The 17,709-nt window shown below is 59.7% G+C and carries 15 protein-coding genes and 1 pseudogene; 10 read left to right on the top strand and 6 right to left on the bottom strand.

Annotated elements, in window-relative coordinates:
* Positions 1–15 precede the first annotated feature (15 nt).
* Complete coding sequence (locus BSU04_RS06595) at positions 16–2,370, bottom strand: TonB-dependent receptor (protein WP_089159845.1); 2,355 nt, start codon at positions 2,368–2,370, stop codon at positions 16–18.
* A gap of 251 nt (positions 2,371–2,621) precedes the next feature.
* Here BSU04_RS06595 and zigA point away from each other — a divergent pair.
* A pseudogene (zigA, locus tag BSU04_RS06590) lies at positions 2,622–3,828 on the top strand (zinc metallochaperone GTPase ZigA).
* Between the two features lie 51 nt (positions 3,829–3,879).
* On the opposite strand, the gene BSU04_RS06585 reads toward zigA, so the two are convergent.
* The gene (locus BSU04_RS06585; RefSeq protein WP_179258224.1) at positions 3,880–4,659 is read right to left on the bottom strand and encodes a DUF1223 domain-containing protein; all 780 of its coding nucleotides are present in this window, start codon (positions 4,657–4,659) and stop codon (positions 3,880–3,882) included.
* A gap of 496 nt (positions 4,660–5,155) precedes the next feature.
* Between BSU04_RS06585 and BSU04_RS06580 the strand changes: the two genes are divergently transcribed.
* Positions 5,156–6,748, top strand: a complete 1,593-nt coding sequence (locus tag BSU04_RS06580) for an MFS transporter (RefSeq protein ID WP_089159843.1) — start codon at positions 5,156–5,158, stop codon at positions 6,746–6,748.
* Between the two features lie 43 nt (positions 6,749–6,791).
* Here BSU04_RS06580 and BSU04_RS06575 read toward each other — a convergent pair whose 3' ends face one another.
* From BSU04_RS06575 to BSU04_RS06560, 4 genes are all read right to left on the bottom strand, one after another.
* Positions 6,792–7,433, bottom strand: a complete 642-nt coding sequence (locus tag BSU04_RS06575) for a DUF1109 domain-containing protein (RefSeq protein WP_089159842.1) — start codon at positions 7,431–7,433, stop codon at positions 6,792–6,794.
* A 130-nt stretch (positions 7,434–7,563) separates the two neighbouring features.
* Positions 7,564–8,205, bottom strand: coding sequence for a DUF1109 domain-containing protein (locus tag BSU04_RS06570; protein WP_089159841.1), 642 nt, complete (start codon positions 8,203–8,205; stop codon positions 7,564–7,566).
* Positions 8,202–8,774 (bottom strand): sigma-70 family RNA polymerase sigma factor, encoded by a 573-nt coding sequence (locus tag BSU04_RS06565; protein WP_089159840.1) that lies wholly within the window; start codon positions 8,772–8,774, stop codon positions 8,202–8,204. The genes BSU04_RS06570 and BSU04_RS06565 overlap by 4 nt, the downstream gene beginning before the upstream one ends.
* A gap of 407 nt (positions 8,775–9,181) precedes the next feature.
* Complete coding sequence (locus tag BSU04_RS06560; RefSeq protein ID WP_089159839.1) at positions 9,182–9,886, bottom strand: glutathione S-transferase family protein; 705 nt, start codon at positions 9,884–9,886, stop codon at positions 9,182–9,184.
* 287 nt (positions 9,887–10,173) lie between these two features.
* On the opposite strand from BSU04_RS06560, the gene BSU04_RS06555 reads away from it, so the two are divergent.
* From BSU04_RS06555 to BSU04_RS06520, 8 genes are all read left to right on the top strand, one after another.
* Positions 10,174–10,773, top strand: a complete 600-nt coding sequence (locus BSU04_RS06555) for a TetR/AcrR family transcriptional regulator (RefSeq protein ID WP_089159889.1) — start codon at positions 10,174–10,176, stop codon at positions 10,771–10,773.
* 351 nt (positions 10,774–11,124) lie between these two features.
* The gene (locus BSU04_RS06550; RefSeq protein WP_256982241.1) at positions 11,125–11,751 is read left to right on the top strand and encodes a cytochrome b/b6 domain-containing protein; all 627 of its coding nucleotides are present in this window, start codon (positions 11,125–11,127) and stop codon (positions 11,749–11,751) included.
* A gap of 95 nt (positions 11,752–11,846) precedes the next feature.
* Positions 11,847–12,623, top strand: coding sequence for a molybdopterin-dependent oxidoreductase (locus BSU04_RS06545; protein WP_373452802.1), 777 nt, complete (start codon positions 11,847–11,849; stop codon positions 12,621–12,623).
* Positions 12,624–12,712: 89 nt separating this feature from the next.
* Entirely contained in the window at positions 12,713–12,946 is a 234-nt protein-coding gene (locus tag BSU04_RS06540; protein ID WP_089159888.1) for a pentapeptide MXKDX repeat protein, read from the top strand.
* 497 nt (positions 12,947–13,443) lie between these two features.
* Positions 13,444–14,007 (top strand): D-alanyl-D-alanine dipeptidase, encoded by a 564-nt coding sequence (gene ddpX, locus BSU04_RS06535; protein ID WP_089159836.1) that lies wholly within the window; start codon positions 13,444–13,446, stop codon positions 14,005–14,007.
* A 60-nt stretch (positions 14,008–14,067) separates the two neighbouring features.
* Positions 14,068–15,669 carry an ABC transporter substrate-binding protein gene (locus BSU04_RS06530; protein ID WP_089159835.1) on the top strand — a complete coding sequence of 534 codons (1,602 nt, stop codon included), beginning with the start codon at positions 14,068–14,070 and terminating at the stop codon, positions 15,667–15,669.
* A gap of 32 nt (positions 15,670–15,701) precedes the next feature.
* Complete coding sequence (locus BSU04_RS06525) at positions 15,702–16,742, top strand: ABC transporter permease (RefSeq protein ID WP_256982255.1); 1,041 nt, start codon at positions 15,702–15,704, stop codon at positions 16,740–16,742.
* Positions 16,743–16,793: 51 nt separating this feature from the next.
* Positions 16,794–17,708 carry an ABC transporter permease gene (locus BSU04_RS06520; RefSeq protein ID WP_089159834.1) on the top strand — a complete coding sequence of 305 codons (915 nt, stop codon included), beginning with the start codon at positions 16,794–16,796 and terminating at the stop codon, positions 17,706–17,708.
* Position 17,709: the final 1 nt, after the last annotated feature.

Genomic DNA, 17,709 nt, shown 5'->3' with positions numbered 1-17,709 from the left:
AAGTTATCCGATTGATTAAAAATTCTTCGTGACGCCTGCGTACATGGCAATGTGCGGGCCATACTGCGGTGCACCCACGCCAATGCCTGATCCATCGCGCAGCTCGTAGACGCGGTTGAACGCGTTGATGAGCAGCAGGCGCGCGTCGAACTTGTCGATCAGCGGTTCGTTGAAATTGAAGTGATGGATCACGCCCAGATTCGCCTGCGTGTAGAAAGGCAGGTGGTCGGTGTTCGCGAAGCCGCTGCGCAATCCGCTGCCCACAATGCCGTCGAAGGTGAAAGTGGTCTTGCCCAACTGGTACGCGCCGCCGAACGAGGCAGTCACGCGCTGGTCGTGATCGAGGTAGACCCAGTGATTGCTGATGTAAGCGAGTTCGGCGGCATCGAAATTGAATTGCGCCGAGTCGATGTCCTTTCCCTGTGCGCGGCTGAACGCGACGTTCATGTAGGCCGACACATTGCCCTGTTTATAGTTGCTGGTTAATTCGACACCATAGACACGGCCATATTGATAGTTGAACGGCGTGAAAATCAACGCGGTGCCGAACTGGCCCTCGTCAAGCAGGTTCGTCGATTTCTTGTAGTACGCGTCGACGCCTACCGTGATAGTCGAACTCAACCGCTGCGTGATACCGAGATCGAAATAATGGCTGCGTTCTGGTTGCACCGGATCGTTCTGGTTCGATGTCTGGGCGGTGGTGCCCACGAAGTGCGCAATATCTTCGCCCGAAACAAGCTCGAACGCAGGCGGCGTGAAGTAACGGGAATATCCGGCGTGAACCGTTGTTGAAGGCGTCAATGCATAAACGAGACCCACACGCGGACTTAGCTGACTCGCGCTGACGTACTCGTCCATCTTGTCGTAGCGCAGACCGTAGTTGATCGTGAGTTTATCGGTCAGTTTCCACTCGTCCTGAACGTACGCGCTATAAAGATACCCCGTCTTGCTGCTCGAGTCAGGCACGTTGAAGGGCTGATCGGAGAGCCGGTTGCCGTCGGCATCGGCGGGAAAAACGCTTAAGTTGTTGTTGAAGATCGCATGCTCCTGCTGGAACGAAATGCCCGCGCGAAGCGTGTGTTTTTCGTTGAGCCGGTAGGTCGTATCCGCTTGCACACCGTTGGCGCTGTCGCTGTGGAAATCGCTTGCCGCCACGCCGTTGAACAGCAGGTCGCCCACCGGGTCAGGATTGAATTGCGTGCGCGAGTAGCGTGTAAAAAGCGCGACCTGATAGTCCAGCGCGCCGCCGTTGGTCCCTTGCAGCGCGACGACCGCGAACTGGTTGAGTTCGGATTGTGTTTCGTTGAGGGTGCTTGAATCGAACGTGGTGTTGCCGTTCAAGGTGAAAGCGGTCGGCAAGCCGGGTGTATTGGGAATCTGAAACTGGTTGCTGGTCGTGCCGAACATCAGGCTCACGCGCGTGAGCGGATTGATGATGTAGGACATCAAGCCAAACGCATCGCCCTGGCGGGTGTGATCGTGAAGCGGGCTGGCGCTCGATGTCGGATTTTCGATGCCCAGATTGTTCTCGCCCAGCGAGCCGCTGAAATAGTAGCTGAACGGTCCCTGGCTGCCGAAGACGTCGGCGCTGGTCTTGATGGTCTGGTGACTGCCGCCGAAGACATCGACAGAACCGCCGTTACCCTGGTCGCCGTTCTTCGTATGAATATCGACGATACCTGCGGTGCGGTCGCCGTATTGAGCAGGCAACGCGCCGGTCAACAGGTTGAGTTGATCGATAACGCGCGTATCCAGCGACTGGCCGAATCCGCTGATCGGCTCTGGAATGATGATGCCGTTGATACGGTATTGCAGGTTCGCGTGGTCCCCGCGTACGTGCAACTGACCATACGAGTCGCTCGCCACGCCGGGCGCTTGCAGCAACACCTGATTGAGCGGCGTGTCCTGGCCGGCGGGAAGGGTATCGATATCCGCCTGGCTGAAGCGATACACGCTGCTGCCCGTTTCAGGCAGCAGGCCGTTGCGCGCGCGATCGAGTCGCTTCGCATTGACCTGCACGTCAATCGCGTCGCTTTTGTTCAGTGCCACCGACACGGACGTCTGCGTGCCGCCGCTCGCCGTTGCGATGCTGCTGCCGCTGGCGTAGCCCGGCGCCGCTACGACGACTGCATAGGTTCCCGGCGCGACATGACCGACCGTGAAATGTCCCGCGGTGTCTGTGCTCGTGGCGCCGACGGACGCACCGCTGGCGTCTTGCAAGGCCACGCTGGCATGGGCGACGGGCTTGCCGGAACCATCGATGACGGAGCCTGATACGGCGCCGTCCGAACCTGCGGCATAAGCCTCCCAGGTGGCGATCTGAGCGAACAGCAATAAGGCCGCGTGGGCGATGAGCGTACGATTTTTCATCGATTATTTTTCTGAATGGGTTGTGTTGGATGCGCGCCGCCTGGTGACGTCGTACGGTCCCCGAGGATTGACTTTAATTAGTAAAGAACGTAGTCCTAATCGATAGCAGGCAGGCGCCGGTTGCGGGCATATCAAGTAGCGCGGCCGAGGTGGGGCCGCGGAACGCCAGAGGGATAAAAAGTTTTGCACGTTGCAAATGCAATGTTATAACATTCAAAACCAATTATGCGAGAACTTTTTGGAAGGAAATAATGGACAAGCTGTCGGTAACTGTTTTGTCGGGCTTCCTGGGCGCAGGAAAGACCACGTTGCTCAACCACATCCTGAACAATCGAGAGGGCAGGCGAGTGGCGGTGATCGTCAACGACATGAGCGAGGTCAATATCGACGCTGCGCTGGTTCGCGATGGCGGCGCTGAACTGGCGCGCACGGACGAAAAGCTGGTCGAGATGAGCAACGGCTGCATTTGCTGCACGCTGCGCGAAGACCTTTTACTCGAGGTGAAGCGGCTTGCGAAGGAAGGGCGCTTTGACTATCTAGTGATTGAATCGACCGGGGTTTCGGAGCCGCTGCCGGTGGCCGAAACCTTTACGTTCGCCGACGAGCAAGGCCAAAGCCAGTCCGAGGTCGCGCGTCTGGACACCATGGTAACCGTGGTGGACGCATTCAATTTCCTCAAGGACTATAGCTCGGCGGACAGCCTGCAAACGCGGGGCGAATCGATGGGCGAGGAAGATACGCGCACTGTCGTCGACCTGCTGGTCGAGCAGGTGGAATTCTGCGATGTGATCGTTTTGAACAAGGTGGACCTGGTCGGCGACGCCGATCGCAGACGCCTGATGACAATCCTGAAGGGGCTGAATCCCCGGGCACGGATCGAGACCGCGGAGTTTGGCAAGCTCAGGCTGGACAAGGTGCTCGATACCCGTCTGTTTGACTTCGATGAAGCGTCCAAAGCGCCCGGCTGGCTCAAGGAATTGCGTGGCGAGCACACGCCCGAGACCGAGGAATACGGCATCACGCATTTCGTTTATCGCGCGCGCCGGCCGTTTCATCCCGAGCGTTTCTGGCAACTGATCACGAGCAACTGGCCGGGCGTGGTGCGCTCCAAAGGATTCTTCTGGCTCGCCAGCCGGCCAACCTACGTAGGGTCGTGGTCGCAGGCGGGCGGGGTATGCCGGCACGGCGGGATGGGGCTGTGGTGGGCAGCCGTACCGAAAGCCTACTGGCCGGAAGATGCCGAATTGCTGAAATCGATTGATGGCGACTGGGATCCTCAGGTCGGCGACGCGCGGCAGGAGTTGGTGTTGATCGGCATCGATATGGACGAGATGACCTTACGCGCGCCTCGATGCGTGCCTACTCAACGACGTGGAAATGGCGCAAGGTCCGCAAGCGTGGCAGCGATTCGCGGACCCCTTTCCTGCGTGGGATCACGACGCTCAAAACGCGGAATAAACCGCGGCCAGGGTTGCCTATTGGGTCGCTATTGGCATTCGTGGTGGATCGTTAGCTGCCGCACGAGGGCAGTTCTGCCACTTGCAGCACTTCCCCCGTCGCTCCGCGCTCGACGAACGCCACCACGCCGTCATGTCCATCCGCCGACACGTAATCGCCGGTGATCAATGCGTGTCCGTCGACTATCCGGACCGGCCCGATCCAGCGACGCACCACGCGGTCATGATGCAGCGTGACGCCACTGTTCTCGCCGCCTTTCACCGCACTGACGAGCTGGTTCTCATACACGGCGGCGTACGCTACAGCGTCGTCGGGAAGGTTCTTGCGAGCGGTGAATGCAGCGTCGAAGGCGACATGTCCGGGCGCGGAAGGATGACCGTCAATGTGGATATCGGCGAGTGGGGCTTCGCTATTCAACTGCTGAATGCGGGACTCGAAGCTCGCGTCGCTCGACCAACTGCGCAACTCGCGACCGCCTACGAAAATCTCCGGCGTGTACACCACGTGCCCGCCCCCCGTGTAGGTCAGTTGTTGCTGTCGCGTGGTGAACGCAGCTTGCGCAAACCGATCCTTCCACGCCCAGCTATCCCAGTAGTCCACATGCAGTGCCAGCGGCACGATGGTGCTGGTCTTGCGGGCATGGTCAAGTTCGCTCAACCAGTTATCGGCAGGCGGGCAACTGTTGCAGCCCTCGCTTGTATAGAGTTCGACGAGTGCGGCGCGATGCTCGGGGCTCGATGCGCTGCATGCGTTAGTGGAGGCGGCGCTGGCAGTGGCGGCGGAGAAGGAAACGAGCAGCGCGGCAAGGGACAGAATCGATGAAGCACGCATGACGGACTCCGAAGGTAATGGGAACGGTGCTGTTGACCGGGAAGTGGCCTGGCAATGCCCGTGGTCACGGAGCGTCATCGACAGGGGTGTCGAACATCTGTGGATCCAAGTCAGGCTGGGGAATGCCTGATCAAGAAGTCGCGTAGCCTGATAGTTATTTCGGCGATCCGTAAAAACCGGTTACAGCTAGCGTGAAATTGCCATGAGGCATCCGCAAACGCGTATGGAACGCATATAACACTGCGGTGAGGAGAGTCATCTGGGATAAACCAAGCGCCAAGCGTGTCGGGCCAGCGCACGGAAGATGCTCTTGAGTCTCGGCTCACGCGTGTAACCGCATCGGAAGCTGCGCCGAACTACCAACGTGACCACTCACTATCAATCGCGTCATGACTTAACTTGCGCACGCGCACCCCGTCAGGCACGCTGACACAGCGCAGGCGCAGGCACCAAGCTACCCACCAGCCGCAGTTCCCGACAGCATCAGGAGAACGCCATGACCCCGGACATCGCCGTACCTATTGAAGCCGGGCAGTTGCTGCCGTTCCGCGAGTCGGTGCTGGCGATGCTTGGGGTATCGTTTGTAGCGATGCTGGTCGCCCTCGATCAGACGATTGTCGGGACAGCGCTGCCGCGTATCGTGGCTGATCTCAAGGGCTTCGATCTGTATGCGTGGGTAGCGACGTCGTACATGCTGACGTCGGTCATCACGATCCCGATCTTCGGGCGCTTAGGCGACTTGTTCGGCCGCAAGCCGTTTCTAATGGCGGCGATCATTCTCTTCACCATCGCGTCGGTCATGTGCGGCATGGCTGCCAATATGCTCTTCCTCGTGATCGCGCGAGGCTTGCAAGGGATCGGCGGCGGCATCCTGGTGGGTACGATGTTCGCCACTGTCGCTGATCTTTTTCCCGATCCGAAGCTTCGCCTGCGCTGGCTGGTGTTTGTCAGTTCGGCGTTTGCATTGGCGAATATCGTGGGCCCGACGCTAGGGGGCGTGCTGACCCAGTACGGCGGATGGCGGCTCGTGTTTTTTGTCAATCTGCCGGTGGGCATCGTCTCGTTGTTGTTCGTGCGCGCTTTCCTGCCGCACCTCCGGCGGCCGCGTTCAGCCGCGCCGGTGAAGCTGGATTGGGTCGGAGCGCTGGTACTTGCGTCAACATTTGGCGTGCTGCAACTGCTGATCGAATGGGTTCCGAATGACGGCATCACGCCCGTGACCTGTGTGCTCGCGTTCCTCACCATAGCCGGCGCAGCGGTGCTGCTGCTCTGGGAAAAGCGCATGACTTACCCGATCGTTCCCGTCGACATGCTGCTGGACCGAAAGTTGGCGGCGCTATTCGCGATGTCCGTACTCGGCGGTTTCTCGCTCTTCTCGCTGGTCTTCTACGTGCCCTTGCTGTTTCAAGGCGGCTTTGCGATGTCGCCGCATGACTCGGGCATGCTGATCACGCCGCTGCTGCTGGGTACGACCGTGGGCAGTGTGGTGAACAACAGGATCGTCACGCGCATCAGGCATGCGAACGGTGTGATGTATATCGGCTTTGCGCTGTTCGCGTGCGCCGCGCTTTGTCTTGTCGCGATCACGGGCACCGTGCCTCATTTTGTGTGGATGGCTTGCATGGGCTTCAGCGGTGTCGGGCTGGGTCTGGTCGCGTCGAACCTCACGCTCTTTTCGCAGCAACTCGTAGCTCGCGACCATCTTGGTGCCGCGACGGCGCTGCTTCAATCGCTGCGGATGTTCGGCGGCATGCTTGGCACGGCTATGACGGGCGCGTTGCTCGGCCGCCTCTATACGAGTGGCGTGCATCGGTCGCTCGATACGTATCAGGCGACGCAGTGGTTCAAGTCGTTCGCAAGCCCGGAGTTACTGATCGATCGCGCGGAACAGGCGGCGCTGATCGGTCGGCTGATCATGGCGGGTCATGCAGGCGACGCGATGATGCAGTCAGCCCGCGGTGCGTTGATCGAATCGATACACGTGGGACTTGGGCTGGCTGCTGCGGCGGCGATAGCGGGACTTTGTCTTGCGTGGTTCGTGCCGCCAGTGCGGGTTGATCGGCTGGATACGGGGACGCGTCGCCGTTGAAGCGACGGCCTGAATTGCGTCCATGAGGCCCTCGCTTTGCGGTTCACCATCGAAGCACCCTAGGCCCAAGCAAACCACCGAGCACCGTCGGGACCGCCATGCCCAGCACATACCACACGCCCCAGAACGGCACGGTCATCTCCACGCAGTAGAGCGTGTAGACCAGCACCGCCTGCGCGCCGCTTAGCAGGCCGGCTGCCGCGCCCGCGATGACCGGCCGGGTCGGTGCCAGCCCTTTCATGGCCCAGAACACGGCGACAAACGTGGGTGCTGACAAGATCACGATATTCACCGTGCAGACTTGCCAGGTCTTCCCAAGTACAAGCTGAAGCCGCAGCGTGGGCGGAGCGGCAATAATCACGACCAGCGCCGTCAGCCAGACGAGCACGAGTGGAATGGCGAGCGAGACCCAGGCCATTGCCGTGTCCGCGCCTGGTCGTGACAGCCGCATCGCGACGAAAAGCGATGCGCCTACGATCGCGAGAGGAAACGCAACCTTCAACCAGAAGAGGGGGGTGATCAGCATTTGCGGCATGTCGCCACGCACGCCGTAGATGGCGACCACCATGCAGGTAGCGCCGGTCAATCCGAAGAACAGTGCCGTTGTGAAACGTCGCGCGATGACATGCGGATGGGTCGGGACGATGCCTGTTGCAAGCATCGATACGAACTCGCTGGTTTTCATGACCACTCCGCTATAAGAAACGACAGCGCTGCCAGCAGTTAAGCAGCGTCATGCGCTAGCGCATGATTTCTATTCGTTTCGAGGAGTGGCCGGGTTACGCCCGCACGTTAATTCTTATTCTCAGCCTCACTTACCAGCGCAAGAAACGCGGCCCAAGCAATGCGCCAATCAGCGTGGCAAGCGTCATGCCGAGCAGGTACCAGACAGCCCAGAACGCGACGCTCATCTCGGGGCAGTGGAAGCAATAGGCCATCGTCGCGAGGGTTCCCGCGAGCATGCCGCCCGCCCCGCCAGCGAGCCTGAGCCGGGTTGGCGCGAGTCCGCGGATTGCCCAGAATACGGCGACGAACGCCGGCACCGACAACAACAGGATATTGAATGGGCAGGTACGCCACGTGTAGCCCATGACAAGCGGCATGCGTGCGTCGGGTGAGGCGAGACACAAGACCGCCACGGCCGCGCTCCACACAACGAGCACGGGCACCGCAGGCATTGCCCAGAACTTGCCGATGGTCGTCCCGGGTCGCGACAGCCTCACTACAAGGAACAATGCGGTTGCCGCAAGCGTTGTCGGGAACGCGAATTTGGCCCAGAAGATCGGCGTGCGCGAGATTGTGGCGATGTCCGGCCGTACGCCGAAAATCACCGCCATCAGGACGAGCGCGCCGAGCCCACCCAATACGATTGCACGCCCGAAGCGGCGCGCGGACACGCGTGGGTCGACCGGCATAACGCCAGTCGATAGAAGCGAAATCAGGTCCTCGGTTTTCATGCGGTGCCTCGAATCTTTGCTGCCAACGCTTTCAGTCCGCGGTGAATGCCCACTTTGACCGCCGACTCCGACATTCCCGTGAGCGCGGCGGTTTCTGTCACGGAGAGCCCTTGTAGCTTCACGTGAACAATCGGCAGCCGATGACGGTCCGGCAATTGTTCAAGCAGCTTGCCGACATCGCGTTTGGCATCGGCGGGTTCTTCGTCCGAGGTCGCGAAAATCTCCAGCGCGTCGTCCAGCGGATCGTTCAATGCTTCACGCCGCGATCTTGCGCGGAAAAAATCCATCAGCTTATAGCGTGCGATCCCATGCACCCAGGCAGTCAACGGTTCGTCCGGGCGATAGGTGTGGCGGCTGTTGTGCACGGCCAGCAGGATCTCCTGCACGACATCCTCGATGTCGTCCTGCAGGTAAAAAATGCGCTTTCTCAAGAAGCCGCGCAGATGCCCCGTCAAGTCGTCGAGGAACGTCCGATAGGCGACAGCGTCGCCATTCAGGCCGCGGATGAACAGGGCCCTCAACCGTTCTTCGACACCAGGCACAGAACCACTTTGTATTATTCGCTTCATCGCGGAATCGGGTTACAGCGCGCTTCAAATAAATTGCGGTGGGCTTGCCGACGGATGTCGACGCTCCCAGCGCCGGGAATGGACACCGTTCGTGGCGGCCATCTATAGCAGGTATTTTCGTGACGCGGCAACGCGGGTCCTGCCGTGCGCGAGGCTCGTCGCTTCAGGTTCTGACGCCGAAGATTACCGCGATTTTATGTCGGGATCGGCTTTAGGCACACTGCAGGCCAATGCTTTACGGCGGCTACGGACGACAGGTCCAAGCACGCAAACGTCGCGCACCTATGCCGCAGTATTAGCAGCAGACGAAGCAGCAGCCAACAAAGCGGGCGGATTGTGCCGGATCGGCTTGCTTCTGTCGATCGCGCGCCGAGGGCGAAGGCCTTCGGTCCCAGGTGGGCCGTTGCTTAACGGGTGATCTCGGGATAATTCGATGGAAACATCGCGCGCCGTGTCTCTTCGTCAACCTCGCGCTTGAAAGTAAGGTCGTGGCCCACCGCCCGCGCCCGGGCGACGGCGGGACGCGCACTGATGGTGTCGAAGAAGCGGTGCAGATCCGGGAATGCGGCAAGCGGCGCGTCGGTGGCCAACACCCGCGACGCGCGCTCCAGCCATCCCCACGCGGACATATCAACGATCGAATACTCGTCTCCGACGATGTACTCGCGGCCAGACAAGTGCTCGTCAAGCACGCGATAGTGCCGCTCGATCTCCCGCCGGTACCGGTTGATCGCATACGGAATCTTCTCGGGCGCGGCGTGCTGGAAGTGCACCGCCTGGCCGGAGAAGGGGCCGAGTCCGGAGCTGATAAAGAACAGCCATGAGAGCAATTCGGGACGGTCCGAGGGCTTACCCGCGAAACGCTGCGTCTTGTCGGCGAGGTAGAGCAGGATGGCGCTGGAGTCGAATACCCTTGCTTCGGCTCCGCCGGGGCCGTCCGTATCGATGATGGCCGGGACCTTGCCGTTCGGATTGATACTCCTGAATGCCGGCAGATGTTGCTCGCCCTTGCTGGTGTCGACGGGAAACACTTCGTACTCGAGCCCCGCCTCTTCGAGAAAGAGCGCGACCTTGGCGGGATTCGGCGTCGGGTGAAAGTAAAAACGGATCATGTTGTCCTTGGGTGTTGAGATGGGCCGCTGCGGCTCGCCAGGAGCGCACGGCAGCGTCCTCGCCATGCCGTCATGCGCAGAAAGTCTCGACCGTTACGGACATGGCGAGAACGGTGCGGCCATTTGGACACGCCGACGTTCAGCTTCGAAATGCATCTGTAAGACTCGCGCAGCGGCTGTGTTTACTGCAAGACGTGTTGTGATTTATGTTTTAGATCAATCGATTTAGAATATCGTAACGAAAACGGAATGGCAATATCGCCTCGTTCAATGGAGTAATGGACTGGATGCCACGGCCAAGAGAGTTCGACGAAGCCGCAGTGCTCGACGCCGCGGTCCTGTGTTTCTGGAACCGGGGCTACGAAGCCACCTCGGTTCGCGAACTCGCGGACAGCATGGGTATCACGGGCGCGAGCCTCTACAACGCGTTTGGTGACAAACACTCGCTCTATGGACAGGCGCTGGCTCACTATGTGTCGCGAAGCGTGGACGACCGTGTCCGGCGTTTCGAAGGGACGCAGTCGCCGCTTCAATCGATCAAGGCGTTCTTCGATGAGATCGTCCACCGCTCGCTGAGTGACAAGGATCGCAAAGGGTGCATGCTGGTGAACTCGGCGCTGGAAATGGCCCCGCATGATCCAGAGTTCCAGCGGGTCGTGGCCGGCGTGCTAGTAAAGCTTGAGGCCTATTTCGGCCGATGCGTGGCCGCAGGTCAGCAAACCGGCGAGATCTCATCCGCGCAGCCTGCTGAAGACTTCGCGCGCCTTTTGCTGGCGGTCCTGCTCGGCATTCGAGTGCTGGCACGTGCCCGGCCGGAACCGGCGTTGCTGGAGGGACTCTTGCGACCGGTACTCGCGTCGCTCGATGGCCGGACTTTTGCCGGATAACTGAACCGCCGACCTGGCATAGCGATTCATCATCCCGCTGACCTTTCCCAAGGGTCGCTTGTTCGCTGCGCCTGAGCGTCTGTAGTAAAAAAACATCTCGCTGTAACCCATCCGCCTTCCCCAACGAACTCACTCACATATGCGCATTGCATGACCGCTTTCGCGTGCTTAAAAAATTTCGTTGGGCGATGTAACCCGCCAGGCAATCGAAGCGAATTAACTAACAACGAACGATCAGCTTCCGAAGGTTTCGTGCAGACGATAAAGGAGCGGATCCACAAGGCGAGTTGCACAACATGTTTTTGGCGGCGGTTTGTGCGCCGCCCACAGAAGCGAGTCATGGAGGCCCGGATGAACGCAACACATGAAGCGAGCCGCGTAAGCACTCCCTTGCGGACCCTCCAGCCTGCATGGGTACGCATCACGCACTGGCTCAACGCACTTGCCGTGATCCTGATGATGCTGTCGGGATGGCGCATCTACGATGCATCACCGGTGTTCAAGGGTTTTATGATTCCGCCGGGTATCACGCTGGGCGGTTGGCTTGGCGGCGCGCTGCAATGGCACTTCGCGGCAATGTGGCTGCTGTTCTTCAACGGCCTCTTTTATCTCGCGATGAACATTGTCACGGGGCGCATCAAGGGCAAGTTTTTTCCGCTGTGGCCGCGTGCAATTTTGCATGACCTGGGCGAGGCACTCAAGGGGCATTTATCGCATGCCGACCCGAGCAAGTACAACGCAGTGCAGAAGTTCGCGTACCTGTTCGTGATGGTCGATATTGCGGTGCTTGTCCTGTCTGGACTCGCAATCTGGAAGTCGGTGCAGTTTCCGCTGCTGCGCGAACTGATGGGCGGTTATGACTTTGCGCGTGTGGTGCACTTCTCGGCCATGTCGTTGCTGGCGGCATTCGTTGTCGTGCATCTGGTGATGGTTTCACTGGTACCGCGCTCACTGCTTACGATGATTCGCGGTCGCTAAGTTAGCCACTAATTCGGCGACTTAGCCAGCCACTAATTCAGCTGCGCGCACCCGCCGGCTAAAAGATAATTTTAAGGACGCGAGGAATCTCGATCATGGTACCTATGAAGCCAAATCGCGTGAGCGTAGACCGCGAGTCGCTGATTATCGACGTTCGGCGTGAACTCGACATGCCGTCGCGCCGCCTCTTCGGCAAACGCATTGTGACGCTCGGCGGTCTCGCGATGCTGGCCGGTTGCAGTATCTCAGACGACAAATCCGTTGAGACCTTCCTTAGCCGTGTCTCTCGCCTGAACGACACCGTGCAAGGCTGGCTCTTCGATCCGAATCGTCTCGCGCCGACTTACACGGAAGCGCAGATCACGCGGCCGTTTCCATTCAACGCGTTCTACGGCATTGACGACGCTCCTGTCGTGAATGGTTCCGACTTTCGCCTGAAAGTAAGCGGGTTGGTGCAGAACACGAAAACGTGGACCTTGCCTGAGCTTTACGCGTTGCCGAAAGCCGAGCAGATCACGCGCCATATCTGCGTGGAAGGGTGGAGTGCGATCGGACGCTGGGGTGGCACGCCGTTCTCGGAGTTCCTGAAGCAGGTGGGGGCGGACACAACGGCGAAATATGTTGGTTTCAAGTGCGCGGACGATTACTACGAAAGCATCGACATGCCGACTGCCTTGCATTCGCAGACGCTGCTGGCGTTCACCTTCGACGGCCAGCAATTGCCGCCAAAATATGGTTATCCGATGAAACTAAGGATGCCTACGAAATTGGGCTATAAAAATCCGAAGCACATCATGGAGATTTTCGTCACGAATAAATTCCCTGGCGGCTATTGGGTCGATCAGGGCTACAACTGGTTCGGAGGTTCCTGACGTCACGAATGACGGAGAAATATCGCGGCGTCAGGTACTTCGATTCACCCCGGCACGACCGGAAACTTTCACTCCAGCAAGAGGTTGATATGAAACTTTTCATCACTGCAGCACTCGCAGCAACGTTGGCCCTGAGCGGCTCCATGGCATTCGCCCAGGCAAGTGACGCAATGGCCCACGACTCGATGGCGAAGGACACCATGTCCAAGGATGCCATGTCGAAAGATTCTATGAAGAAGGATGCAATGAAGAAGGACGACAAGATGAAAAAGAACGACGCAATGGGCATGGGGCATCCGGCTTCGGGCGCGATGGCGCAGTAATCTGCGCAGATTACCGTATAAGCATCGAAAGCGGTTCCGCAGGTGTAGTTGAGCCGCTTTCGATTGCGCTGCTTTCACCTTCCGTCGATGCTCCCGGTATCGGCGCGATTCTACTGCCCGGCCACGCAGAAAACTGATCATCACGCCCAGGGTGCCAGTAGGCAGCGGTCGCCAGTGCATCCGTCCCCACAGTCGAGCGTCACCCCGCGTGCCGCCATTCCCGTTCAGACCTTCTTCGAACCCAACCTCCGGATTTTTGGCGGGTTTTAATCGGGGAACTGCTGATCCTGGGACAGGTGCGACCGTTGGCGGTAGATTCGAGTACAACGGCTCGACCCGTCGTTATGCCCCGAGTACAACCGGCTTTAGGGCCATCCGCGAATGTGGCATTTATCCGCCAAGTGCGGCATGTCCGCCACATTCACCCCCAAACCCGTCATTTTGATAAACAATAACGGCACCGCACGAACTCGTGAGCCTTGAACCCAACGCCGCCGATGCCCGATCACCGTCTGCTAAGCATCACTCCTGAAACGCACCGCGTCGCGATCGACCTGGTCTACGCAACCGATCGCAACCTGACGGGCAAGCCGATCTACAAGACGGCACATTGCTTGCTCCTGGCACCCGCCGAAGCCGCCCTGAAGAAAGCCGTCGAGCTGGCGGGCAACATCGGCATGACGCTGAAAATATTCGATGCCTATCGACCGCCGCAAGCCCAGCAAGTGCTCTGGGACTTCCTTCCCGACCCGACTTACATAGCAGATCTCAAGCGCGGCTCGAACCATAGCCGCGGCACCGCTATCGACCTGACACTGGTCGACGCTCAAGGCCAGGACCTCGACATGGGCACGGGTTTCGACGAGATGTCGATTGCCTCCGAGCACTTCCATCCGGGCTTGCCGGAGCATGTACAGCGCAACCGCACGTTGTTGCTTGGGGTGATGCACGGCGCCGGTTTCACCCATATTCCCAGCGAGTGGTGGCATTACGAATTGCCGGGCTCTCGCGCACTAGACCTGATCGACAATGCCGACAGCGGCCCCTTGCGCCTGATGTAGTCAGACGGAGTAGCCCAGGAACGCGCGGAACATCTCATCAACATCCCTCACGGAGCGAGTATGAAACGGGTATTGTGCAACGCGTTGGCAGCCATCGCGGCAGCGTCCACTCTGATGCTGGCCGGCACGTGCATAGCTGAAGCGGCCACGCCGAAGGACATGCTGGTCATGGCTACTTTACTCGACGAGTTCACCACGCTCGACCCGGGCGAGATCTACGAACTGGTGCCGCAGGAATACGTCGCCAATACCTATGACCGCCTGATCCGCGTCGATCTGAAAGATCCGGCCCGCTTCAACGGCGACGTTGCGCAGTCATGGGCGGCGAGTCCGGACGGCCTCACGTTCACCTTCAAGATTCGCTCCGGTCTCAAGTTCCATTCGGGTAATCCGCTGACCGCCGACGACGTCGCGTGGTCGATCCAGCGCACGGCGTTACTCGACAAAGGCGCGGCTGCGGTGCTGGCGGGCATCGGGCTGACGAAGGAAAACGCGCTGCAGAACGTGAGGAAAATCGACGACAGCACTGTTTCAATCACCACCGACCAGAAGTACGCGCCCACGTTCGTGTTGAACGTGCTGGGCTCATGGCCGGCTTCCGTGCTCGACAGAAAGCTGCTCGAATCGCACGCGACGGGTAACGATTTCGGCAACGAGTGGCTCAAGACGAACGAGGCGGGATCGGGTGCATACAAACTGGTGAAGTGGACCGCGAATGACAGCATCGTGCTGCAACGTTTCGATGGTTATCGCGTGCCGCTTGCGATGAAACGCATCGTGCTGCGGCATGTGCCGGAAGCATCGAGCCAGCGCCTGATGATCGAGAACGGCGATATCGATATCGCGCGTGACCTGAGTTCCGACGACCTCGCAACGCTCACGAAGAAGGGCACGATTCGCGTGACGTCGGTACCGCAAGCAACGCTGATGTACCTTGGCCTGAACAACAAGAACCCGAACCTTGCAAAGCCCGATGTGCAGGAAGCCATGAAATGGCTGATCGACTACAACGGCATTCAGCAGAATATCGTGCGGACCACGTACAAGGTGCACGAGACCTTCCTGCCCGAAGGTTTCCTCGGCGCGCTGAATATCAATCCGTATCATCAGGACGTAGCGAAGGCGAAAGCGCTGCTGGCGAAAGCCGGTGTACCGAACGGCTTTACGGTGAAAATGGATGTGCGCAATGACTCGCCGTATGGTGAGATCGCGCAGGCGGTGCAGGCCAATCTGGCGCAAGGCGGGATCAAGGTCGAACTGATTTCAAGCGATAACAAGCAGACCCTCGGCAAGTATCGCGCGCGTCAGCATGACATTTATATTGGCGAGTGGTCGGCGGATTACATTGATCCGCACAGCAACGCGCAGGGCTTCGCGTGGAATCCCGACAACTCCGACAAATCGGCCTTCAAGATGCTGGCGTGGCGCAATGCGTGGGACATTCCCCAACTGACCAAGGAGACCCAGGCCGCGCTCGAGGAATCGTCGACGGCCAAACGCGCGCAACGCTATGAAGCGATGCAAAAACAGTTTCTCGCGAACTCGCCGTTCGTGATCATGTTCCAGAAGGTCTCACAGGTTGCGGCACGGCCGGGCGTAACGGGTCTTGAAGTCGGGCCGATCTTCGACCTCGTGTCGTACCGTGACGTGAAGAAACAGTAAGCGTGGCTGCACAACTCACCGCGTTCCAGCGCCTGCAACTAGTGCTGACCCGCCACGGCGGCGTGCGCCGGACGTGGCTCTTCGTGCGCTGGCTGCTGATGCTCGCCGTCACGTTTATCGGGTTGCTCGGGGTGACGTTTTTCATCGGACGAAAGATCCCGATCGATCCATTGCTCGCGATGCTCGGCGAGCGCGCGTCGGTGCAGGCGTATGCAGCGGCGCGCGTGGCGCTCGGGCTCGACAAGCCCTTGATCATCCAATTCCTGATCTACGTTCGCGACGTGTTGCACGGCGACCTGGGCATGTCGCTGCTGACGTCGAACCCGGTGATAGACGACATCAAGCGCGTCTTTCCCGCCACGCTTGAACTCGCCACGCTCTCTACGTTCATTGGCATAGTGATCGGCGTGCCGCTGGGCGTGGCGGCCGCTGTGCGACATAACCGCTGGACCGATCACGTCGCGCGTTTCATCGGTTTGGCTGGCAGCTCGCTGCCGGTGTTCTGGCTCGCGCTGATGGGCTTGCTGCTGTTCTACGCCAAATTGCACTGGGTATCCGGGCCGGGCCGTATCGACCCGCTGTACGACGGTCTGGTCGATACCCGCACGGGCAGCCTCCTGGTTGATTCCATTCTGGCCGGCGAGTGGGACGTGTTCAAGAATGCGCTCTCTCACATTGTGTTGCCGGCGGCTATTCTCGCGTTCTATTCCATCGCTTACTTGAGCCGCATGACGCGATCTTTCATGCTCGAGCAGTTAAGCCAGGAATACATCGTGACCGCGCGCGCGATGGGTTTGAGCGAGCGCCGCGTGATCTGGCGTCACGCATTCGGCAACATCGCCGTACCGCTCCTGACTGTAATCGCGCTCGCTTACAGCTATCTGCTGGAAGGCTCGGTGTTGACGGAGATTGTGTTTGCATGGCCGGGAATAGGCTCCTATCTCACCGGCGCGTTGCTTAACGCCGACATGAACGCGGTTTTGGGCAGCACGCTCGTCATAGGTGCCACGTTCATCACGCTCAACCTGCTGACCGACGCGCTGTATCGAGTGTTCGATCCCCGTGCCCGATGACCGCCAAAGGCTCATGACGTGCTTCCATCCACAGACAATTCCACTCAGACAATGAAGCCAGCGCACAAGGAGTGGCGTGCATGGCTGCTCACGGATACGCCTGCGTCCCGCAGGCAGGCTGCATTGGGCTTGGCGTACCGTCGTTGGCGACGTTTCGCGAGCAACCCGCTGAGCGTATTCGGGTTGGTGATCCTGACTTTGATGATTGTGTTCGCCGCAATCGGGCCGTTATTGCCGCTGCAAGATCCGTTGCGGCAAGTGCTCGGCGACCGCCTGTTGCCGCCCGGTTCGCCGTCTCACTGGTTCGGCACCGATCAACTCGGTCGCGACATCCTCGCGCGGCTCGTGATCGGCTCGCGCCTGACGTTGAGCATCGCGATCCTGGTCGTGGTGCTGGTCGTGCCGGTGGGTTTGCTGATCGGGACAACGGCGGGTTTCTGCGGCGGTTTCGTCGACACCGTCCTGATGCGCTTGACCGACATCGCACTCGCGTTTCCGAAGATCGTCCTTGCGCTTGCGTTCGCGGCGGCGCTGGGGCCGGGCGTGATCAATGCGGTGATTGCGATCTCGATCACCGCATGGCCGCCGTATGCGCGGCTCGCGCGCGCCGAGACACTGCGGCTGGTGCAAGCTGATTTCATCCACGTGGCGCGCTTGCAAGGGGCGTCGTCCATGCGGATCTTGCTGCGTTATATCGTCCCGCTGTGTTCGTCGTCGGTGATCGTGCGCGCGACGCTCGACATGGCCGGCATCATCCTGACCGTCGCGGGACTCGGTTTCCTCGGGCTCGGTGCCCAGCCGCCGAGTCCCGAGTGGGGTTTCATGGTGGCGTCGGGGCGTGGCGTGCTGCTCGACGCGTGGTGGGTCGCGACCATTCCCGGCATCGCCATCCTGCTCGTGAGTCTTGCGTTCAACTTGCTCGGCGATGGTCTGCGCGACGTCTTTGATCCCCGTCAAGGAAGTTGAC

It is taken from the genome of Caballeronia sordidicola, from assembly GCF_002220365.1.
Classification (GTDB): domain Bacteria; phylum Pseudomonadota; class Gammaproteobacteria; order Burkholderiales; family Burkholderiaceae; genus Caballeronia; species Caballeronia sordidicola_C.
Note: the sequence above shows the minus strand (reverse complement) of the source record. Positions and strands in the feature narration are given on the sequence as shown.